Genomic DNA, 21155 nt, shown 5'->3' on the forward strand with positions numbered 1-21155 from the left:
TGCGAGCGCATACAGCGGATTCGTTGGCGAAGTGGACCGAGCTTGCGTCAGTCAGCTCAGTGCGCGATCGCGAGTGTCTGGATCTTGCCGGCTTCCGTATCGCCGACGTAGATGCCGAACGCGTCTTCGCTGCGTTCGCGCACGTAGCGTTGCAACATCGAGCGCACCGCTTCGTCGTGCAACTGATCCCACGGAATCTGCGCGAGCGGAACGATGCGGATCGCGCTGTCCATCCATGCCGCGCCGTTGTCGATCACGCGGCCGCGATAGTAGATCTGCACGCTCGCGGGCTGGCCGCTTGCCGGTGCGCTGCCCGATTCGAACACCGCAAAGATGAAGTCGAGATGCACGTCGAGGCCGAGCTTCGCGAGCACGCCACGCAGGCTCGCTGCGTCGCTTGCGGGTTCGAGCTTGATACCCGTCGGCAATTTGAGGCCTTGCGGCGTGTCGAGCAGCACAAGTCCGTCGCGATGTTCGAGGATCGCGCCGACCTGCGCGCGCGAGCCCGCTGCGGCGAGCGCATCCTGCGAGAGGCTGAAGTTCACATAGGCGCCGCGGCAATAGCCAAGCGGCGATGCGCTCGTGTGAACGAAATCGAGCACGCGTCCGATGAGAATGATGTGGTCGCCCGCATCGACAACCTCATGCGCCGCGCAGTCGAAGCTCGCCGCCGCGCCCGTCATTACCGGCGCGCCCGTGTTGCGCGTTTCCCATGCGACTTGCGCGAACTTGTCGGCGGCTTTCGAAGCGAACACGCCCGACACGCTCTTCTGATCTTCCGCGAGCACGCTCACGGCGAAGTGACGCGTGCCGGAGAACACCGCGTAGCTCGAAGCGCTCTTCGCGATGCAGACGAGAATCAGCGGCGGATCGAGCGATACCGACGTGAACGAATTCGCGGTGAAGCCACGCGGCGATCCGTCGGCCTGAATCGTCGTGACGACGGTCACGCCGGTCACGAACGCGCCCAGCGCGCGGCGGAATCCGGCGGCGTCGAAAGCCTGTTCCGCTGTCTTGTCGAACGTCGGCTCATTCATGGCTTTCTCCAATGATCGATGCTTTTGCATGCGGCACGTCCGGTGCGTCGTCTGCATGGGCTGCTTCAGCGAGGAACGCGAGCAGCCGTTCGTTCACGCGTGCAGGGTCGGTAACGTTCATCATGTGGCGCGCGTTCGGCAGAACTTCCGCGCGGCCTTGCGGCGCCGCGGCGGCCATCGCCCGCGACATCGACGGGCTCGAGTTCGGATCGCACTCGCCTGTCAGGAACAGCGCGGGCACCGTGAGATTCGCGAGGCGGCCGACATGCGCGTCGTCCGACGAAGCGAACAGCCGGTACGTGCGCGCGTAACCGAGCGGATCGACGGACAGCAGCAGCGCGCGCACCGCTTGCGCCGCTTGCGTCAGATGGCCGGGCACCGGATGGCCGAACCAGCGTGAGAGCGTGGCATCCACGCTCGCGTCGTGCGTGTCTTGTGCGTCTTGCGCCTCGTGCGTCGTTGCGCCGAGCGATGCGGCGCGCGACATCACGGCTTCACGTTGCGCGGGCGTGCGGTCGTATACCGCGTTGAGCGCGATGACACTCAGCGTGCGTTGCGGATGCGTCAGCGCGAATTCGAGTGCGATGAGCGCGCCCATCGAATGCCCGATCACGTGCGCGCGTTCGATTCCTGTTGCATCGAATAGCGCCTTCAATTGCGACGCGTATTCGGCGAGCGTCGGCGTGGCGCTCGGCAGCGCGCTGTCGCCGTGCCCGAGCATGTCGTAGGTGACGACCTGGTAGCTTGCCGTCAACGCGTCGATCTGCGGCGCCCACACGCTCTGGTTCATGCCCACGCCGTGAATCAGCACGACGGTCGCGAGCGCATCGCGCGAATGCGGGGCGTACACGCTGTAACTGGTGCCGCCGGCCGCGCCGCGCGACGCGACGCGCTCGGGCGCAAACTCAGCCTTCATTGGACTCGAGCTCCTTCAGATCCTGATAGCGGTCGCCGATCCGATGATGCGGACGCCCGCCGATCGAAGCGCCGAGTGCAATCACGAGTTCGTCGGGCGCGGGCGCATCGACGATGGAAAACTGCACCGTCAGATAGTGCGAACGCATGCCTTCATCGAGCTTGTGCATCAGCGGAATCGAGATCGGGCAGTTCGGGCCGCCGCGCAGATTCGTGAAGCTCAGGTAGCTCTTTGCGCCCACGGCCTTCCGATAGTGATTGCCGAAGCGCAACGTATGGATCAGCGCGGACGCATGCTCGATCTCGCCCGACGTGCCGACAATCGCGGCCTTGCCATAACCTTCGATCGCATCGCCCGAACCGGCGGCGCGCAGCATCTCCGCTGTCAGCATCTCGCCGAGTTGCGGCGCGAGTCCGTGAATCTCCGGCTTGAGGTCCTCGACGAAGCCGCGCCCCGCCCAAGGATTGCGCAGCACCGCCGCCGCGCCAATCAGCTTGAGCGGCCGCGCGGCCGCCTTGCCGCCTTCGATGAACGTGTCTTCGACATAGGTGACGAGCTTGCGCACTTCCAGCTTCATATCGTTCTCCTGACGTGGGCCGCGGCCCGGAATGTCCTGCGTGATGCGGATCGTTGAGATTATGGTATTCCATCTTATGGCCCGCACCAAGGAAAACAGTATTATGGAATACCATGATATGCCATCGCCTGCGTTGGGCATGATTCCGGGCAGCCATCTGTTCGCCGACGGCCTAAACAAAAAGGCCGCCGGATTTCTCCGGCGGCCTTCTTCAACGAAGCGCGTCGACGCGTGGTCAGTCGCTTTCGGCAGGCTGCGTTTGCTGGGCGAGCGCGGTCATCGCGAGTTCGCCGGCCCGTTTGATGTGCGCGGCCGATGCAGCCGCGGCGGCTTCGCCGTCGCGCCGCTCGATTGCGTCGAGCAACGCGTTCATTTCCTGGTTGGACTCGTCGCCGCGCCCCGGCGTCGCGATGGTGAGCGCGCGCAGCCGATTGATGCGCGCGTTCAGCGTCTTCACCACGCTCAGCGATACGTGCTTGTGCGCGCCCTCGAACATGGCGTCATAGAAGAGTCCGGTGTATTCGAGCACGCGCGGCAGATCGTTCTTCGCGAACGCATCTTCGATCGTCTTGCGCAGACCACGGAGCCTGGCGACGAGTTCGGGTGTCGATTGCTCGGCGCAAGCGCGGGCGGCGTTCGCTTCGAGCAGGCCGCGCAGTTCATAGGTTTCCGCAACCTGGTCGGGATCGAGCCGCGCTACGATCGGGCCTTGCCGCGCGACGATCTCGACCAGCCCTTCCGTTTCGAGATGCCGGAGCACCTCGCGCACAACTGTACGGCTCACGCCGAGTTCGTCGCACAAAGTCCGCTCGACGAGCCGCGCGCCGGGCCGGAAATACCCTTGCACTATCGCGCCGCGTAGTTTTTCAAGCGTGAGTTCACGCAGCGTCTTGGCGTTGCGGTCGATGCGAAGGTCTGACATAGGCGGCGAAAGAAGATGGCTCATGCGGGCGGCGCGGCCGGCAGATGGAATGCCATATTATCGCTTATACCTGTGGGATGTCGCGAAGGGTTGGCGCGACGACGCTCGCCATCACCCCGCGTGCAACTCCACCGCTCTGCGCGCCTCCCGACTCAGACGACGCACCGCCTGAGGCGGCTGCCCGATCGTGCGAAGGAACGCGCGCCTCATTCGTCCGCGATCACATCCAGCGACAGGCGGCGCTTTTCCAGCATCAGCCGCGCCGCTTCGACGCGCAAATGCGCGACCGCTTTGGCGGGTGACTGCCCCGTCTCGGCGCTGAACGCGCGGCTGAATTGCCGCGGGCTGAGTCCCGCCACCTCAGCGAGTTCTTCGACGGTCAATGCGTTGCGCAGATTCGCGTTCGCGTGGTCGATCGCCTTCTGGATTCGGTCGGACTTCGGGTCGAGGTCGAGCAAGGTCGAAAACTGCAACTGCCCGTCCGCGCGCCGGTTGCATGGATGCATGCGCGGAAGGTCGCCACCTCGGGGACGGCCAGCGAGGGACCGGATCTTGCTCGCGATGTCCCTGTCCTGCTCATGGAACGGAGCGCGTCATGATCAAGCTACTTGGCATCCTGGCCTTAACGTTCGGTATTGCGGGTTGCGTCGCTGCCCAGCCGCCCTATTACGGCAACGGCGACCCGCCCGGCTATTATGCGCCGGGCCCCAGCTTCGGCATCGGGATTGGGGCAGGCAGTTTCGGTGGGAGTGGTTTCGGAGGCGTCGGCGTCGGGCTCGGGTTTTAGACAGGGCGATACTGCCGTCAATCGTGCGTCGTCTCTGGACAGCAGTCCGACTTAAAGCACGTCACTGTCCCGGACAGAGCCTCATGCGCGACCTAGCGGGAGCGTCAGTTCATTGCGCCGATAGATGTCAGCCATGAAACCGATTCTCTCGTCGGCATCACTTTGCATTCGTCGCGTTTTTTGCGCCGCGCCGGTCCCATACCGACCCTAAGTTGCCTATCGCGACAAGTTTGTCAGCGTCCGCATTCTGCAACGGAACGGACGCATGAACCACGCCATTACGATATTCGTCCTTGCCAATCAACCGCTGTTGAACGTGTGCCCTGCTGTGCGAGAAAGGAGCGAGGCCCTGATCGGCCGGCTTCACTTTCTTCCACCTGAATCGCAAACGAGTTGTCCTTTCAACAGCGCATCGAGCCAGTCGGCGAACACCTGAACCCTGCGCGACAGATGTTGCCGATGCGGATAGAGCAAGTTTATCGGCATTGGCGCAGCCTGGTATTCTGGCATCACCTCGATCAGTTCGCCCGCACGTAGATGCTGATGCACGTCATAGGCAGGAATCTGGATCAAGCCGAGTCCTGCAAGGCAACACGCGATATACGCCTCCGCGCTGTTAAGGAAGGTCTGCAAAAGCCTTGCGTTGAGAAGCAGGTGAACTATCCTGGGTAACAGGGATGTTTTGGAGAGAGTCGATGACGCAACTCGGTCTTGGTCTGGATCTGACGACAAAACGGACGCGCAAGCGGGAGTTTCTAGATGAGATGGGCCGAGTCGTGCCGTGGTCAAAGCTGATTGCGCTCATCGAGCCGCATTATCCCAAGGGTAAAACGGGTCGGCCGCCGTTCCCGATCGCGACGATGCTGCAGATTCATTTTATGCAGCAGTGGTTTGGTCTGTCCGACCCTGCAATGGAAGAAGCGCTCTATGACGTACCGCTGTATCGCGAGTTCGCAGGTCTTGACGGCGGCATGGCGCGTTTGCCGGATGAAAGCACGATTCTCCGGTTCCGCCATCTGCTCGAAACGCACGGTCTGGCCGCGCAAATGCTCGCACTAGTCAATGAGATCCTGACGGAGAAAGGCTTGATGCTAAGAGCTGGGTCCGCAGTCGACGCCACGCTGATTGCTGCGCCCAGTTCCACAAAGAACGGTTCCGGCACCCGGGATCCAGAAATGCGCTCGACACAGAAAGGCGGCAACTGGTACTTCGGAATGAAATCGCATATCGGCGTGGATGCAGACTCAGGGCTGGTTCATACAGTCATTGGGACGGCGGCCAATGTGCACGACATCACCGTTGCCGAGGCATTGCTGCATGGCGAAGAAACCGATGTCTACGCCGACGCCGGCTATCAGGGGATCGAAAAGCACTGCGAGGCTCAGGATCACGGAGCGCGTTGGCATGTTGCGATGAGACCGGGCAAGCGCAGAATGCTGAATCAGAGTGATCCTCTGGACGCGATATACGATAAAATCGAACGGCTGAAGGCTGGAATTCGAGCCAAGGTCGAGCATCCGTTTCGCGTCATCAAAAGGCAGTTCGGTTATGCGAAGACCCGCTACCGTGGCTTGATGAAAAATACCGCCCAGATCACCACATTGTTTGCTTTGAGCAACTTGTGGATGGCGCGCGGAGCCTTGCGAAAATCCTGAAATCGCTTCGGTGTTGCCACACGTTTCGTCGACACAGCTGTGGACAGGCGGCAATACGAGGTGATCTTCGCCTCCGAAATTGGATCAACGGTCGGGCTGCGAAGAATGCGAAAGATCGTCGCGCCGAAAACGACTTCTGCAGACCTTCCTTAACGGTCACACGGCCTTGCGTTGTCAGCGTCCTTATGGTCTCGCCGTCGAGCCATTCCCAGGGCGCGATACGCCCGGTGGATGGCGACGCATACTGAACGACCTGGTGGGTTGTCATGTCGTCGGGCGTGCAAGGCGTACCGTGATGCGACAAATAGAGGGGGCTCGCAACATTGATCAGCGGCAGATCGCCAATGGGGCGCGCGATCATGCCGGAGTCGTGCGGCTTACCTACGCGCAGCACGCAATAGACGCGTTCTTCGACAAGGTCGATCGTGCGATCGGTCATACTGAACGTGATGTCGATCTTTGGATAGGAGACGAGGAATTTCGGCAGTGCGGGTGCGATGATCAGCCGGCCTATACGGCTTGGCACGTCGATGCGCAGCACGCCGCTCGGTCCTACCGATGTGTGGCGGAACAGATTCTCGGTCTCCTCGACATCGGCGATCAGACGCAGGCAGCGCTCATAGAGCGCGGCGCCGTCCTGAGTTGGCGACACCTTGCGCGTTGTCCGATGCAGCAGCCGGGCGCCGATCCGCCCTTCCAGCTCCTGGATCGCCGCCGACACCGACGAGCGAGGCAGGCCGAGCGTGTCCGCCGCGCGCGTGAAATTCGCACATTCGACAACGCGCGCGAACACGCGAAACAGGTCAATACGATCCACGGTCCCTTTTCCACTGTTCGACTTTTCTGACCAGTGATGTCAGAAACAGCAGGTTTAAATGATTTTCCTGGAATATATCATCCAGCAGGGTGAGAGGCTGCATCGGGCGGCTTCGGTACTGGGGATGGACCATGGCAAACCACAGCATCAAGGGCAAAACCGTCGTCATTGCGGGCGGAGCGAAAAATCTCGGTGGACTGATTGCGCGGGATCTCGCTGCACAGGGCGCCAAGGCGGTGGCGATCCACTACAACAGCGCGAGTTCGAAGGCCGCGGCAGACGAGACACTTGCCGCGATTGAGGCGGCAGGCGCCAAGGCGGTCGCTTTCCAGGCGGATCTGACCTCGGCCGGTGCGATCGAGAAGTTGTTCGCAGATGTTGTCGCCGCCGTCGGCCGCCCCGATATTGCGATCAACACGGTGGGCAAGGTGTTGAAGAAACCGTTCGTGGACATCACCGAGGCTGAGTACGATGAAATGACGGCGGTAAATTCAAAGTCCGCGTTCTTCTTCCTCAAGGAAGCAGGCAAGCAGGTCAATGACAACGGCAAGATCGTCACGCTGGTCACGTCGCTGCTCGGCGCGTTCACACCGTTTTACGCTGCCTATGCGGGCACCAAGGCACCGGTCGAACATTTCACGCGCGCGGCGGCCAAGGAATTCGGCGCGCGTGGCATCTCGGTGACAGCCATCGGACCCGGCCCCATGGCCACGCCGTTCTTCTATCCCGCCGAAGGCGCGGACGCGGTGGCTTATCACAAGACCGCCGCCGCACTCTCGCCGTTCTCCACGACTGGCTTGACCGATCCAGGGGATGTGGTGCCCTTCGTCCGCCATCTGGTCAGCGACGGGTGGTGGATTACGGGTCAGACCATTCTGATCAACGGTGGCTATACGACCAAGTAAGCGAGCGAATGATATCTCTCTCTTCTGATTAACGAGAGGCGTTGGCCCTGCAGCAAGTGTTGGCACAAGCAACTTGAATGCAATGGCCGGCAAGCATTCCGTTGATTGCCGGCGTCCACTTCATGCGAAAGATGTCTAGGGATGGTCAACTGCGCTTCAAGTTCGATCGATGAGGCAACGGCCGTTGAATCGCCGGCCGTGACCAGAAGGCTCGTCGGCTACGCTCAGGAACCGTCTTGCAGCGGCTCCGAGCTTCGCTCGATTGATGCCAAGGACGAACGGCTCCTGCCATGCTGCCAACGGACGCTGGCGTGCCATCCCTGATCGGCTGTTCTTGATGCAACACGGCCACTCGCGAGGGAGGCCTCCTAAGCATCAGCTGCAAAAAACAGTCATTACCAGCCGAGGCGTCCTGCATTTCATCGGGCTCGGGCCCCGCCCGGAATGCCCCTTCGCGGCGATGACACCGCAACCTGCGTGCTATCGACCATTCCGTCGCGCACGTTGATCCATTCAAACGCCCACTGTTGCGCAGCCTCGATCGCCTCGTCCTCGGTATGAAAGTACGAAAGGTCACGCTCGATGTGCATTTCACTATCCGTTTTCTCATCTGCAGAAATGCGGACTAGTCGGGCGCGGGCGAAGAATTTGCCAAGGGAGAAATCCGGAGTCGCGTCGATAATCCAGCCACGGTACCCGCATTTCATGATTACCTCCGATACACAGGCTAGTCGGATTCGAAAATGCAAAGCAGGGATCCGTTTGGTCGCGGTTGATGAACCTCGTCCCCGGTCAGACGTTGACGTTTTTCCGAGCTTTCAGCATCCAATGACCATTCCGGGCTGCCCATACTGTTATAGACCTTCAGCAACCCAACGGCGAGGTCTACGCGCGAAACTGCCGATTCGAACAGGTCGCGCAGCCGAGCGATCAGAAGCTTGCCGGACGCATTCGTCGGGCTCGTCTACACCTTGACGACGAGCGTCCGCAGCGTGTTCGGTAGTGAACGCAGACCTGATCGCCGTGCGGCCTGGCGCGAGGAGCGAAAGTCCTATAGCGTATTAACCGATCCTCGATTACGCTGCCACCAGAACCAGCTCACGGCGCGCTCACGACTTCATGGTGAACCTCACTCGAATTATCGCGGTGGTCGATGATGACGAATCCGTTCGGCGTGCCCTCAAGCGTTTGCTGCACTCCGCCGGCGTCAAGGCAGAGACTTTTTCCAGTGGCGAAGCATTTCTGGACTCGCTGTCGTCGGCGACTTCGTCCGTCCCTCTCTGCGTTATCGCAGACCTGGAGATGCCAGGGATAGACGGGTTCGAGATACAGCGTCGCATCGTCTCCACCGGCATGCCCATCATCTTCATCAGCGGCAATGACGATCCCGACGTTCGCGAGAAGGTTCTCGCGCAGGGTGCCGCAGACTATCTCTCAAAACCATTTAACGGCGACGTGTTGATCAGGGCTGTGCAAATGATTATTGGCTCACCAAAAAAGGGGTTTAACCCGTAGGCGCCGAATGTGCGTCCAAAGCTCGGATGGGTCTCTTCGGAATAAGATGGGGAACAGAAAGAATGCCTGGCGGAGTCCGGTTTCTGAACACTGCGTGCGCAACTCTTTTGCTGGGTTGCTCCGGCTTGGCCGCAGCCGATCAGTTCGGCGTCCAGGTGGCGGGCGGACTGGGCGATCACCATGTCAAAAAGCTTGACCTTGGCCTCTTGTGGGATCCGAACCTGACCTGGTGGCAGATCGGCGACTGGCATTTCGCGCTGATCGGCGAGGCGCACGTGGCCTGGTGGCATACGAACGAAGGCAATGTGCACGAGAACATCGGCGAAATCGGTGTGACGCCTGTCATTCGCTTCATCAAAGGATCGGGAACGATCCGGCCTTTCGTCGAGGCCGGCGCGGGCGTGCGGCTTCTGTCGAGCCCGAGAATCTCTTCGACCTTCACGCTTTCCACGGCGTTCCAGTTCGCCGATATGGCGGGCGTCGGCGTGCAATTCGGCGGCCGCCAGCAGTACCAGGCCGGCTACCGCTTCCAGCATGTGTCGAACGGCGGTATCAAAGAGCCGAATCCTGGTATAAATTTCCACCAGCTATATCTGCAATATAACTTCTGACCGTGGCCGCGTACGGCTCACCGGTACAAGGGGCTGAGCAATGGCGGCGAAAGGCGTATGGCTAGCCCGATGGCGTCTGACGGGCTAAATGTTCAGGAAAAGCAGCGCAGCGCTGCTTCGTTCGGCGTCCGGCGAGTATTAGCAACGAGGTGCTCTCGGCTGCAGCGGGACTGAGGCCTCACGGCTGTTGAGCAAATGGCGCATCGGCGCGTCAGTAAAAAGGTCAAGCCGTGGGCCCGCCTCAACGGCACTGACCGTGAACGTACTCTCCGAGTAGCTGAGTCGCTGTCCTCTCTCAACCGGCCTTCGGAAGACCGGTGTGCGTGCTGAGCGGTCGTATCAGCATCGCCGGGGTATGTCCGCTTCGGGTCGGTTGCGTCGGACCGCTTTTCAAATTCATCGCCAGAAAGCGGCCATCGGAGTTCCGCTTCCCGGATGCGGTCAGTCGGCAGTGGGTACTCCCGACCTGAAGCTGCCGTTCGAAGACCGGCGATCTCGGCGACCGGTTAGGGATTGCTGAGCGGTCGTTCGCCGGGCTCATTGTTTGCGTTAACGGCCATTGTCCTCGTCGTTTAAACGATTGCTTGCGGCGAAGTCGAATGCATGACCCAACGCCTCGATACCACCGCCGGACATAGGCATCAGCCAGCCACCGCTCATGAGTCTGACGATCTGCGGCACAACCAAGAAGCGCTTTTCGCAGTTCTAAGCGAATCGTCGCAAACGGTTTCCTGCGCGGGCGGAACACCGCGCTGTCAATAAAGTTCCGCGTCTCACCGGGCTCACATTGAACGCAATACGACCGTCTTAGTACGACAGCCGGAAAGTCGCGGCCGTGAGAGGCAATCTGGCCTTATGCGTCACCGAATTCAAATCGGCCTCCCGATCGATATGAGGTGCTATGCCTTTGACGCGTTAGTGCGCACCCCCGTTGTCTTTTTCGTGGACCGTTTCTGCCTGATTTTTTCCTGCAGTTGCAGGACATCGGGCACGTCGACGCCCAGCAGTGTGTAAACGTACGTGATGTGCTCCTGCGCAAAGTGGTCGTCGAGCGGACCGTTTCCGACCAGCAGGCGCATGTAGATCGGCGCGTATAGAACCTCGCTCAACGTCTCGATGTTCGACGGCACGGGAATGCGTGCTGAACCGCGCCACTCTTCGAGCATTTCGCGCACGAGCGCTCGACGTCCATAGTGAAAGCGCTCCCGAAACTCGCGTAGCACGGCGGGATCAGCTTGCCCTTCGGCGATGATCTGCGCAACGATCCGGCCAGACCATCCGGCGTATTCATGGACCAGCGAAATGAGATGCACCGCGATCGCGTCGCCCGGCGGCAAATCTTGCGGCATCGGCGTCTGGACGACATGATGTTCGATGAACGCATCAATTACCACGAGCGCTTTGGAATCCCACCAGCGGTAAATAGTCGCCTTGCCGACGCCCGCCTCCTTCGCGATGGCTTCGATCGAAATCGACTGAACCGTTCGAGTCTCCAGCAGACGAACGGTCGCCGCAAGAATCTGGGCGCGGGTTTCCTCGCTCCGTGGCCGGCCGACGCCACGTGCGGCTGAGAGTGCTGGAACGGGAAGTTGAGCGTTTGTCTTCATTGAGGTGTTCGGAAGTCGACTGGCAATATCGCCTCTATCTGCCGTGCCGCGTTGCAGGCCCAAGCAGACACGTTGCGACGAGCCTGACACTCGCGCAGAATTATTAGGCTCATCGTATCCTAATTGGCCTGCCAGGTTGAGAGAACGCCACCTCTCGCCTTCCTGTCAGAATGACGGTTCGATTCCTCACAGCCCGCCCAGCGCGACATACTTAATTTCGAGGTAGTCGTCGACGCCGTACTTCGAGCCTTCGCGACCGAGCCCCGAGGCCTTGACTCCGCCGAAAGGTGCGACCTCCGTCGAGATCAACCCCTCGTTGACGCCGACCATGCCGAACTCCAGTCGATCGACAACGCGGAAGATGCGCCCCACGTCGCGCGCAAACACGTAGGAGGCGAGACCGAACGGCGTGTCGTTGGCGAGCGCGATGGCCTCGTCTTCCGTCTCGAAGCGAAACAGCGGCGCAACCGGTCCAAAGGTTTCCTCGTTGAAGATCATCGCGTCGCCAGGAACATCGGCCAACACCGTGGGCTCGAAAAAGCAGCCGCCAAGCGCATGGCGTTTGCCGCCCGTCAGCACACGAGCGCCTTTGCGCAGTGCATCCGAGATGTGCTCTTCGACCTTGCGGACGGCGTCTTCGTTGATCAGCGGCCCCTGCACCACGCCTTCATGCATACCGTTGCCCACGTTGAGAGCCGCGGTGGCTTCGGCCAGCTTCGTCGCGAAGCTGTCGTAGACGCCCGACTGCACCAGGATGCGATTGGCCGCCACACACGCCTGGCCCGCGTTGCGGTATTTCGCGGCGAGCGCGCCTTTCACTGCTGCGTCCAGGTCGGCATCGTCGAACACGATAAGCGGAGCGTTGCCGCCCAGTTCCATGCTGGTCTTCTTGATCGTCGGCGCGCATTGCGCGAGCAGTTGCGCGCCGACTTCCGTCGAACCCGTGAACGAGAGCTTGCGCACCGCCGCGCTCGAAGTAAGCTCGCCGCCTATGGCGCGAGCCGAGCCGGTCACGACATTGCACACGCCCGGCGGCAAACCGGCACGTTCGGCGAGCACCGCCAATGCGAGCGCGGACAACGGCGTCTGGCTCGCCGGCTTGATGACGCCAGCGCAACCGACGGCCCACGCGGGACCGGCCTTGCGCGTAATCATCGCGGACGGGAAATTCCACGGCGTGATCGCCGCGAAAACGCCGATCGGCTCCTTCTGCGCGAGAATGCGGCGGCCGTGGACATTGTGCGGAATGATGTCGCCGTAAACGCGCTTCGCTTCCTCCGAGAACCACTCGATGAAGCCCGCCGCATACAGGATTTCGCCGCGCGATTCGACCAGCGGCTTACCTTGCTCCGCGGTCATGATGACAGCGAGGTCGTCGATGTTGGACAGCATCAGCTCGTAGAGCGTGCGCAACACTTTGGCGCGCTCCTTGGGCAACGCGCTGCGCCATGTGCGCATTGCGCGCTCGGCTGCGGCGATTGCGCGGCGAGTCTCGTTCGCGCCGCCATTCGGCACGCGCGCGACCAGTTCGCCTGTGGCCGGATTGCGCACCTCCAGCGTCTCGCCACTGTCGGCGGGCACCCATTCGCCGTCGATGAGCATCGCCTGCCGCAGCAAGCCGGGGTCCTTCAGGGGTAGCGTGATCGGTTCGCTCATGTCGGTCTCACAGGGGATGACGGCCGACGAAAAACGCCTCGTCGGGATCGCTTGTCGGATTCAGGCCCGCTGCGTCGAGACCCTTGCGCAAGATGGCCATATCGCGCTGATACACGCGCTGGGTCGGATGCGGCAAGGGGCCGCCGTTGTAGCCCTGCAACCAGGCCTGGTACTTCCACAACATACGGTTGAGCAGGCCGTTGGCCGCGATCGGCAGGCTCGCGAACGCCTTTCGTGCCGGGTCCATTTTGTACCAGAGCTGCGTTGCCTGACTGTATTCGCCAGCGCGGATGAGCTTATGAATTCGCGGCAGCAGCGGCCCGTAGTAGGCCGAATAATTGGTGCCGCAAAACGGAATGTCCATGACCTGCGCGAGCGGGACGTACTCGTATTCCAGCGGCGAGGAAATAACCACCTCTTCGTGGAATTCGCGGTGCACCTCGATGGCCGACATGATGTAGGGTAGACCGCCCTCGGCCTTGATCGCGACCACGTTCGGTATTTCGTCGACCATGCGGCGCAGCACGGGCAGCGGAATGTCGGCGGGATGCAAACGCGAAAAGCCCCACGCGGGCAGCGGAAACACCATCACGCCGAGGTTCGTCGACGCGCAGATCGCCTTCGTGTACTCGAATACTTCGTCGTAGGACTTGGGATAGAAGTACGGGGGATAGCCGAGCAACACGAGGTCAGCCCCGCCCGCCTCCGCGAGCCGGATCGCCTCGATATTGTCTTCCAGCGTATTGAACACGGCGTGATGCACGATGACGAGGCGGCCCGCGGCCTGGTCGGCCATGATGCCGCAGAACTCGCCGTACTGTGCCTGCGTGATCGCCACCTCCGAGCACGAAAGCGAACCGACGAAGCCGTGCTCGATTGCCAGTTCGACATCATGTCGAACTGCCTTTTCGTTGATGCGCCTGAAGTCCGATGTCATCGTCGGAATGGTCACGTTGGCGACGCCGACGAGATGCTCACGCGCCCATTCGCGCGCTTCCTTTCTGGTGTAACGGGCCATGCTGTGCTCCTTTGTGCATTGCTGTTCGCGTTGCTGATCCCATTGCCGTTGAATGTCGCGCGCGTTGGCGTGCGCCTAGCGTTTGGTTTCGAATTCGATCGGCAGCGGCGTCACGAGGCCGGCCTCGATTGCCTTGCCGAGGATGAGTTCCGCCACCACGATGTCCTGCAGCCCGCCACCCACCGACTTGTACATGCGGGTGCGGGCCTCTTTCAGACGCTCATCGATTGCACCGCTCATCAGGTCCGCAAGGCTGAACGACTTGTCGCGGAACGCGACGCCGGCTTCGTGCGCGGCCAGCATGTCGCCGGTTTCCTCCAGCACTTCCTCGAGCGTGTCGCACACGATGATGTCGCTGCGAGCAACGACGGACGCGTCGATCTCGCGCTGCTCGGGAATGGTCGAGCCGATCGATACCACGGTCGCGCCAGGTATGAGCCAGTCGCCGAAAAGAATCGGCTGTTCGCCCTTTGATCGCGCCGCGGCCAGCACGAGCTCGGCGCCTTCCACCGCTTCTTGCGCCGACGCCGCGCCGCGTGCGGGTATGCCGAGATCGCGCGTCAGGGCTTGCGCAAACGCGGTGCGCCGCTCGGGCGTCGGGCTGAACACGACGACCTCCGTCACATCACGCACGCTCGCGATGGCACGCGTATGCATAGTCGCTTCCAGGCCGCTGCCGAGCACCGCGAGGCGCGCTGGTCCACGCGGCGCGAGCCTGTCGAGCGCGGCCGCCGATGTGGCCGCCGTGCGAAAGCCGGTGACCAGATTGCCGTCGACGAACGCGGCGATGCGGCTGGTTTCCCGGTCGAACAAAACGATCACGTATTCCACGCCGGGCACGGCGGCGTCCATCGCCATGCCCATGATCTTGGCGCCGTAGTAGCGGCCGCCCACCGGCACGGCCGGCAGCGTGCGCAGCCAGGTCTTGCCCGCGGCGGCCACGGTGCGCGGCGGGGCGGATTTGGGCGCAACCGGACGCGCATACGCCGACTGCAGCGCGCGTATCGCATCCGTCCAATCGAAGACGGCCCTTGCGGTCTCGCTCGAGACGAACACGGGAGCAAACGAGGTGGTGGTCATGGGAAAAATTGAGAGTGGTTGGAAGGGCCGCTCAGAACGGCTCGGCGAGCACGCCGTAGCCCTCGAACAGAAGCTCGACGGCACGCCGTCCGTCCGCGCGCGGGTCCTGCTCCGCCTGGCAGATGGCCAGTGAGATGTCGAACACGCGCTTCGCCCGCTCGCGGCGGCGCTCGCCATAGGCGACGAGCGCATCGTCGATACTCGCGCGCTGGCTCAGCTCCTCGGTGAGCACGACCGCGTCTTCGATCGCCATGCCGCCGCCGGACGTCAACTGCGGCGTGACCGAATGCGCGGCATCGCCGATGAGCACGACTCGCCCGCGATGCCACGGCTCTGCCATGAACAGGATGTCGAACGGTCGATAACTGATATAGCGTGTGCCGTCGCAACGCCCGATCGCCGCAAGAAGATCCGGCGCTGAAAAACCCTCGAGACGCGCCCTGAACATCTCGCTCAGCCGGTCTTGCGGCATATGCGCATGAACCTTGGCGTTCTCGAGGAAGAAGTAGTAGCAAAGCGTGTCGGATAGCGGCAGGCCGCCCACCGCGCGGCCGTCCGGGTGCTTGTACAGCACGAGCCCGTCGAACTCCGCGGGACGCTCCACCGTAAAGCGCCACGCGCCCTGACCCGCGTAGCTGGGCTGATACGCGTCGCCGAACACCTTCAGACGCGTCTTCGAATACGTTCCGTCGGCTGCGACCAACAGATTGCAGCGCCCGGTTTCGCCCGTAGACAGTCGATATGAAACGCCGCCGCCGTCCTGCTCGAAATCCTCGACGCTCGTGCGATAGTCGATGCGGGCGCCGCTCGCGAGCGCCGCCGCTTCAAGCACTTCCGCGAGCTTCGGCCGCATAATGCCGATCGCCCCCGGCGCGTCCGGTCTGAAGATGCGCGGCGGGCGCCGCTCGTTGACCACCTCGCCCGCATGGTTGCGTATGCTGACCGTGTCCCAGCCCGAGCCCGCCGCCATGCAGCTATCGGCGAGTCCCACCTGGTCCAGCGCGCGCAACGCGTTGCCGAGCAGGGAAATACCGGTTCCCTGCTGATCCATTCGATGGCCGCTCTCCACGACCCGCGCGTCCATGCCGGCGCGCGCAAGTCCGTGGGCGAGCGTCATGCCGCTGATCCCTCCGCCGACGACAAGCACCTTGTGCTGCGAAGCCATGATCTGTCTCCTTGAAATTTTTTGTAGTCACGTCAACTCACATGAACGGCGCGCGCTGCTCGGGCCACCACAATCCCGATTGCGGCTGGCCCATCCGGTTGCGCAGAATGCCGACGCCGCCAACTTCCAGTTCCACGACATCGCCAGGCTGCAGCCTGCGATCGAGTTCGAGCGCGGAGCCGCCGCCCATCGTGCCCGAGCCGATCACGTCGCCCGGCTCCAGCAGTTCGCCGAGGCTTGCCCACGCAATCAGTTCGTCGACGCTCCAGAGCTTGTTCGCGCTCGTGCCTTTGCCCCATGTCTCGCCGTTCACGCGCACTTCCATGGGAATCGCGTCGAGGTCGGCAAATTCGTCGATCGTCGTGATCCACGGACCCACCCCATACGCGAAGTCCTTGCACTTGGTCGGCCCCATCTGGATCGGCATTTCGATCGACTGGCGATCGCGGGCACTGAAGTCGTTGAAGACCGTGATACCGAACAGATAGGGGCGCGCCTCTTCCGGCCTCAGATTACCGCCGCGCCGGCCGATGATGTACCCGAGTTCGAGCTCGTAATCCATATGTCCGATGTAACCCGGCCACGGCACCTCCGCATCATGACCGATGACCGTGTGCGGCGTCCCTTTGAAATAACCCGGCACCTTCAGCAGGCTCTCGTGCGGCTTGTGGCCGATCTTCTCGTGAAAGCCCTTGATGTGTCCGATGAACGTCAAGCCGTCGCGGACCACGGAGGGATCGGTGGCCGGCAGCCACTTGACGTCGTCGATGGTGATCGACGCCTCGTCGGGACGCTCCCTGTCCGCACGCCGCGCCGCGTCGAGAAACCGCTCGCCCAGACCAATCGCCGCCGACATGCTGCCGGGAAACAACGCCTCCGATAACCGGCGCGCCGACTCGCCCGTTGCGCCCTGCTTCTCCAGCGCGAGCACGCTGGCGCGCTTCAGATCGACGACGCGCCCTTCCTCCGGCAATACCAACACCAGGCGGGCGACATCCCCGTCCGGACCGTTAACAGCGATGCGACCCAGCTTCATTGTTCGGCTCCAGTTTCGGAATACAGCGGCTGCACCGGCGTCTCCGGCCTGACCGCATGCATCCTCGTTAGCGACGGTCTCATTATATATACGATACGCTGCGTATCGTAAGCGAGGGTTTTTCCTCATGCCAAAAAGTGCCGTCGAAACACGAACCGCTCTTGCCTGATTCACAGCAAGCGGAATAATATGATCCGCACCGTATCGTATTAATCGACACCGCCGTTTCCTCTTTCAAAGGACGCTCAAAAGTGAGAATTCTTGGACCTGACACACTCGTTTTCGGCGTCGACGACGTCGATAGCTGCGCGACGTTCCTCGCCGACTACGGACTGACACCACAAGGCGATCGCGCCTTTGAAGCTCTCGACGGAACCGGCGTCGTGATTCGCCACAAGGACGACCCGGCGCTTCCCAAATGGACGCTGCCGACGGCCAATCAATTGCGCAAGACGATCTACGGTGTAGAGGATCGAGCCGCGCTCGATGAAATCGCGCATGAGCTGGGCAAGGATCGGGAGGTCAAATTTCTGGCGGACGGTTCGATTGAAGCAACTGACGACTCGGGATTCGTGCTGGGATTTCAGGTATCGGTGCGCCGAACCCTGACGCTTGCGGCCGAGCAGATCAACGCGCCTGGCGATGCACATCGCGGACTGAACGTGACCGGTTCGCCGGCGAACCGCGACGAACCACCGCCGCTTCCTCGCACGCTTTCGCACGTCGTCTACTTCGTGCCCGACACGGATAAGGCCGAGGCGTTCTACGTGAACCGGCTCGGGTTCCGGGTCAACGACCGCTTCACAGGAATGGGACCGTTCCTGCGCCCGCGCGGCACGCTCGACCATCACACACTGTTCTTCATCCAGACGCCGCCGGCCATGCAGGGTTGCGAACATTTCACGTTCCACATGGGCGGTCCGTCGGACGTGCTGCGCGCAGGCCATGCGTTCGCGGCGAAGGGTTACGAATCGTTCTGGGGGCCGGGGCGTCACCGGTTCGGCTCGAACTGGTTCTGGTATTTCAATAGCCCGCTGGGTTGCCATATCGAATACGACGCGGACATGGATCAGCTCGACGACTCGTGGGTTCCGCGCGTCGCGCCGGCCATCGCCGAGAACTCGCAGGAATTTCTCTTCCAGTTGCGCGAAACGTGGGCGCCGGGAGGTCCGCCTCCGCAACAGTCCTGAGCGAAACGCGTGATGCCTGAGGCCGGCGCTGCTTCATGGGTCCGCGTCTGCGAACTCGATGCACTCCCGCCGACTGGCGCACGCGGATTCGATCTGTCGGGAAACGGCGTCGACGATCTCTTTCTGGTGCGCAAGGGTGAACGCTTGCGCGGCTATATCAATTCGTGTCCGCATTGGCCCGGCGCTTCGCTGCCGTGGCGAAAGCATGCCTATCTCGACCGCGATACCAGCCATATTGTTTGTCACGGCCACGGCGCGAGGTTCGCGATTGACGACGGCCTGTGCATATCGGGACCATGCACGGGCCAGTATCTCCAGGCCGTCATGTTGAGAATCGAAGAAGGCAGGTACGTGAGCGTTCTCTTCCCGACGCGGCGATGACGACGCACTGCACGCAACGCGAGGACCTTTAACAAACAGTTTATTTCGTACCACCAATTAAAATCCGTATAAATACAGGAGACACTGCAATGAACCGGTACAAACTTTACGGCGCCGCGTGCGTCGCGGCAGGCCTGGTCCAGAGCCCTGCTTTTGCGCTTGAAAACGGCACGAGCAGCTACCCGTCGGGGATCATGACGGTGATGAGCGGACTGCTCGGCGGCCCTGGCACCTATCTCTACACGTACAACAAATTCGAGAACATCACGTCGCTGCGCGACGGTGGCGGCAACAGTAATCCGCAAGGCGCCAATGGCGGCCTGCAGGCTCATTCGCTGCGAGCGGTGCATGTGTTCGAGACGCCGACCATCCTGGGTGGCAACATCGCCGTCCAGGCTGCGCTGCCCTATGTGGACGGCACGCTGCACCTGCCTTCGTTCGGCATCTCCGGCGGCGCGCGGGGAATCGCCGATCCGCTGTTTGGCGTGCTTGTCGGCTGGGAATCGCCGCATTATCTCCAGACTGTCGAACTAGATGTCATCGCGCCGTGGGGTTCATACGATAAGACCCGCCTGTTCAATCCGGGAAGCAACGTCACGAGTTTCTATCTGGCCTATGCGTTTACCTGGATGCCGCTTCAGCAGATCGAGCTCAGCTCGAAGATTAATCTGAGCTACAGCAGCGTCAATTCGGCCACGCACTATCAGTCGGGCGTCCAGCTTACCGCGGACTACGGGCTCAATTACCACATCAACCAGAACTGGCTCGTGGGTGTCGGCGGATACGTGAATACGCAACTCAACGACGACAAGATCGATGGCCAGTCCGCGTTCGGCGACGGACATCGCACGAACGAGCTGACGCTGGGACCGCAGGTCGGGTATGGAACACAGAAATGGGGCGCCGTGCTTCACTGGCAGCATCAGATCTATGCGCGCAATGCCGCCTATGGCAACACGCTGTGGCTCAACGCGTACGTCAAGTTCTAGCGGCATAACATCGGGCGTTGCGGCTGCATCGCCCGATTTTTATGCTGCTCGTGTCTGGCTTCGCCGCGTATCGACGCGCCGCCATCGCATTGCAGCCGCCCGCTTATTCCGGCACTCGCGAGCTCGACGCCGCGCGCCTTGGCGTCGACAGATGCGCAAAGACCAGCGCAAGCACGAACAGTCCCAACGCGCAGACCCCGAACAGGATGCGTACCGAAGCATGAGCGATCGACCGCGCGCCCAACGCGATTCCAAACGACTGCCCCAGAAACAGCACACACGAAAATAGCGAAACGGCCGTGCCTCTCGCGTGCGGCGCCATCTGCGCGGCACGGTTTTGCAAGACGTTGTGAAGTGCGTAAAAGCCGAATCCGGCGAGCATGCAGGCAGGGACGGATAGCCACCAGAACGGGGAGACGGCCAGCGCAACCAGTGACATTGCGAGCAGCAGCCCGCCCACTCGCGCAAGGCGCGCATCCCTGAAACGCCGTATCAGGCGCTTCGAGCCCAGACTGAACAGCAGCCCTCCTACACCGTAGCTCGAGGCGATCAATCCCGCCGTGGACGAAGGCAGCGCAAACGACGTGTTGAGGTAAGTCGGCAAGAATGCCAATGAGCTGTATGCCAAGGCGCCTTCGACGAACGTCACCAGCAAGACCATGCGAACCCGGCTTGCGCGAAGCATATCGATCGTCTGCCGCACGAACGCCGGCTGTTTCGCCGAGGTGTCTCGCGCGACGGGCGGCGAAATGCTTAGTGTGACCAACCAACCGAGCGCGAACACCGCCGCGATCGACACAAATGGAGCGCGCCATCCCCATGACGAAGCCATGGCCGCGCCGCCCCATTGCCCCGCGATCATGCCGAACACGGTAGCGCCCAGCAGGCGCGCGAGCGCCGCCTGACGCTCGTCGTCCGGGCTGTAATCGCCGATCCACGCCATGGTTAGTGGAACGATGCCGGCGGCCGCGGCGCCCGAAAAAATTCGCGCGATACGTAGTTCGTCGAGGTTGCCGGCAAGGCACGCGCCAAGATTGCCGAGTGCGCAAGCAAACGCCGCGAGGGCGATCACACGCGTTTTCGCAAAGCGGTCGCCGAGCGGCCCTGAGCCCAACTGAAAGACTCCATAGGCGAGCGCGAACAACGACATGGTCTGCGCGGCGCGATCGGCACTGACCGCGAACTCCGTCGCAAGAACGGGCAGCATCGAATCGCACATGCGCATGGACGCCATGCTGCCGAAGCAGCAGATATAGAGCGGCCATCGCGGGTTACCGCGTGTTCCGTTCAT

At 61.9% G+C, this 21155-nt stretch carries 21 protein-coding genes and 2 pseudogenes; 8 read left to right on the forward strand and 15 right to left on the reverse strand.

Going from position 1 to position 21155, the window contains the following annotated elements:
* Nucleotides 1-56: 56 nt before the first annotated feature.
* From AB6809_RS33685 to AB6809_RS33705, 5 genes and pseudogenes are all read right to left on the reverse strand, one after another.
* On the reverse strand, nt 57-1037 hold the full coding sequence (locus tag AB6809_RS33685) for a flavin reductase family protein (protein WP_310031655.1): 981 nt from the start codon (nt 1035-1037) through the stop codon (nt 57-59).
* Nucleotides 1030-1953: an alpha/beta fold hydrolase gene (locus AB6809_RS33690; RefSeq protein ID WP_371028222.1), complete on the reverse strand. Its 924-nt coding sequence runs from the start codon at nt 1951-1953 to the stop codon at nt 1030-1032. The genes AB6809_RS33685 and AB6809_RS33690 overlap by 8 nt, the downstream gene beginning before the upstream one ends.
* Nucleotides 1943-2530, reverse strand: a complete 588-nt coding sequence (locus tag AB6809_RS33695; RefSeq protein WP_310031659.1) for an amino acid synthesis family protein — start codon at nt 2528-2530, stop codon at nt 1943-1945. The genes AB6809_RS33690 and AB6809_RS33695 overlap by 11 nt, the downstream gene beginning before the upstream one ends.
* 235 nt (nt 2531-2765) lie before the next feature.
* The gene (locus AB6809_RS33700; RefSeq protein WP_371028249.1) at nt 2766-3452 is read right to left on the reverse strand and encodes a GntR family transcriptional regulator; all 687 of its coding nucleotides are present in this window, start codon (nt 3450-3452) and stop codon (nt 2766-2768) included.
* A 111-nt stretch (nt 3453-3563) separates the two neighbouring features.
* Nucleotides 3564-3946: pseudogene (locus tag AB6809_RS33705) on the reverse strand (helix-turn-helix domain-containing protein); the annotation flags it as partial.
* 101 nt (nt 3947-4047) lie between these two features.
* On the opposite strand from AB6809_RS33705, the gene AB6809_RS33710 reads away from it, so the two are divergent.
* The gene (locus tag AB6809_RS33710) at nt 4048-4239 is read left to right on the forward strand and encodes a hypothetical protein (protein ID WP_371028223.1); all 192 of its coding nucleotides are present in this window, start codon (nt 4048-4050) and stop codon (nt 4237-4239) included.
* Between the two features lie 363 nt (nt 4240-4602).
* Here AB6809_RS33710 and AB6809_RS33715 read toward each other — a convergent pair.
* Nucleotides 4603-4860, reverse strand: a pseudogene (locus tag AB6809_RS33715) (LysR substrate-binding domain-containing protein); the annotation flags it as partial.
* Nucleotides 4861-4934: 74 nt separating this feature from the next.
* On the opposite strand from AB6809_RS33715, the gene AB6809_RS33720 reads away from it, so the two are divergent.
* On the forward strand, nt 4935-5894 hold the full coding sequence (locus AB6809_RS33720; protein ID WP_371028224.1) for an IS5 family transposase: 960 nt from the start codon (nt 4935-4937) through the stop codon (nt 5892-5894).
* Here the strand turns inward: AB6809_RS33720 and AB6809_RS33725 are convergent.
* Entirely contained in the window at nt 5833-6711 is an 879-nt protein-coding gene (locus tag AB6809_RS33725; RefSeq protein ID WP_371028225.1) for a LysR family transcriptional regulator, read from the reverse strand. The genes AB6809_RS33720 and AB6809_RS33725 overlap by 62 nt on opposite strands.
* A gap of 131 nt (nt 6712-6842) precedes the next feature.
* Between AB6809_RS33725 and AB6809_RS33730 the strand changes: the two genes are divergently transcribed.
* Nucleotides 6843-7616, forward strand: a complete 774-nt coding sequence (locus AB6809_RS33730; protein ID WP_371028226.1) for an SDR family oxidoreductase — start codon at nt 6843-6845, stop codon at nt 7614-7616.
* Nucleotides 7617-8035: 419 nt separating this feature from the next.
* Here AB6809_RS33730 and AB6809_RS33735 read toward each other — a convergent pair whose 3' ends face one another.
* Nucleotides 8036-8323: a hypothetical protein gene (locus AB6809_RS33735; RefSeq protein ID WP_371028227.1), complete on the reverse strand. Its 288-nt coding sequence runs from the start codon at nt 8321-8323 to the stop codon at nt 8036-8038.
* A gap of 412 nt (nt 8324-8735) precedes the next feature.
* On the opposite strand from AB6809_RS33735, the gene AB6809_RS33740 reads away from it, so the two are divergent.
* Nucleotides 8736-9131 carry a response regulator transcription factor gene (locus AB6809_RS33740; RefSeq protein WP_371028228.1) on the forward strand — a complete coding sequence of 132 codons (396 nt, stop codon included), beginning with the start codon at nt 8736-8738 and terminating at the stop codon, nt 9129-9131.
* Nucleotides 9132-9193: 62 nt separating this feature from the next.
* The gene (locus AB6809_RS33745; protein WP_371028250.1) at nt 9194-9742 is read left to right on the forward strand and encodes an acyloxyacyl hydrolase; all 549 of its coding nucleotides are present in this window, start codon (nt 9194-9196) and stop codon (nt 9740-9742) included.
* Between the two features lie 899 nt (nt 9743-10641).
* On the opposite strand, the gene AB6809_RS33750 is transcribed toward AB6809_RS33745, so the two are convergent.
* The 6 genes from AB6809_RS33750 to AB6809_RS33775 form a co-directional block, all read right to left on the reverse strand.
* The gene (locus tag AB6809_RS33750) at nt 10642-11412 is read right to left on the reverse strand and encodes a TetR/AcrR family transcriptional regulator (RefSeq protein WP_371028229.1); all 771 of its coding nucleotides are present in this window, start codon (nt 11410-11412) and stop codon (nt 10642-10644) included.
* Between the two features lie 123 nt (nt 11413-11535).
* On the reverse strand, nt 11536-13005 hold the full coding sequence (locus tag AB6809_RS33755; RefSeq protein WP_371028230.1) for an NAD-dependent succinate-semialdehyde dehydrogenase: 1470 nt from the start codon (nt 13003-13005) through the stop codon (nt 11536-11538).
* Between the two features lie 7 nt (nt 13006-13012).
* Nucleotides 13013-14023: a dihydrodipicolinate synthase family protein gene (locus AB6809_RS33760; protein WP_371028231.1), complete on the reverse strand. Its 1011-nt coding sequence runs from the start codon at nt 14021-14023 to the stop codon at nt 13013-13015.
* A 75-nt stretch (nt 14024-14098) separates the two neighbouring features.
* Complete coding sequence (locus AB6809_RS33765) at nt 14099-15103, reverse strand: ornithine cyclodeaminase family protein (RefSeq protein WP_371028232.1); 1005 nt, start codon at nt 15101-15103, stop codon at nt 14099-14101.
* A 31-nt stretch (nt 15104-15134) separates the two neighbouring features.
* On the reverse strand, nt 15135-16268 hold the full coding sequence (locus AB6809_RS33770) for an FAD-dependent monooxygenase (protein ID WP_371028234.1): 1134 nt from the start codon (nt 16266-16268) through the stop codon (nt 15135-15137).
* Nucleotides 16269-16305: 37 nt separating this feature from the next.
* Complete coding sequence (locus tag AB6809_RS33775; protein ID WP_371028235.1) at nt 16306-17304, reverse strand: fumarylacetoacetate hydrolase family protein; 999 nt, start codon at nt 17302-17304, stop codon at nt 16306-16308.
* Between the two features lie 251 nt (nt 17305-17555).
* Between AB6809_RS33775 and AB6809_RS33780 the strand changes: the two genes are divergently transcribed.
* The 3 genes from AB6809_RS33780 to AB6809_RS33790 all read left to right on the forward strand — a co-directional run bounded on the left by AB6809_RS33780 (nt 17556) and on the right by AB6809_RS33790 (nt 19864).
* The gene (locus AB6809_RS33780; RefSeq protein WP_371028236.1) at nt 17556-18494 is read left to right on the forward strand and encodes a VOC family protein; all 939 of its coding nucleotides are present in this window, start codon (nt 17556-17558) and stop codon (nt 18492-18494) included.
* A 12-nt stretch (nt 18495-18506) separates the two neighbouring features.
* Entirely contained in the window at nt 18507-18875 is a 369-nt protein-coding gene (locus AB6809_RS33785; protein WP_371028237.1) for a Rieske (2Fe-2S) protein, read from the forward strand.
* A gap of 89 nt (nt 18876-18964) precedes the next feature.
* A complete protein-coding gene (locus AB6809_RS33790; protein WP_371028238.1) occupies nt 18965-19864 on the forward strand; it encodes a transporter in 900 nt (299 codons plus the stop codon).
* Between the two features lie 103 nt (nt 19865-19967).
* Here the strand turns inward: AB6809_RS33790 and AB6809_RS33795 are convergent, their stop codons facing one another.
* Nucleotides 19968-21155 carry an MFS transporter gene (locus AB6809_RS33795; protein ID WP_371028239.1) on the reverse strand — a complete coding sequence of 396 codons (1188 nt, stop codon included), beginning with the start codon at nt 21153-21155 and terminating at the stop codon, nt 19968-19970.

This window comes from Paraburkholderia sp. RCC_158, from assembly GCF_041355255.1.
GTDB lineage: Bacteria > Pseudomonadota > Gammaproteobacteria > Burkholderiales > Burkholderiaceae > Paraburkholderia > Paraburkholderia graminis.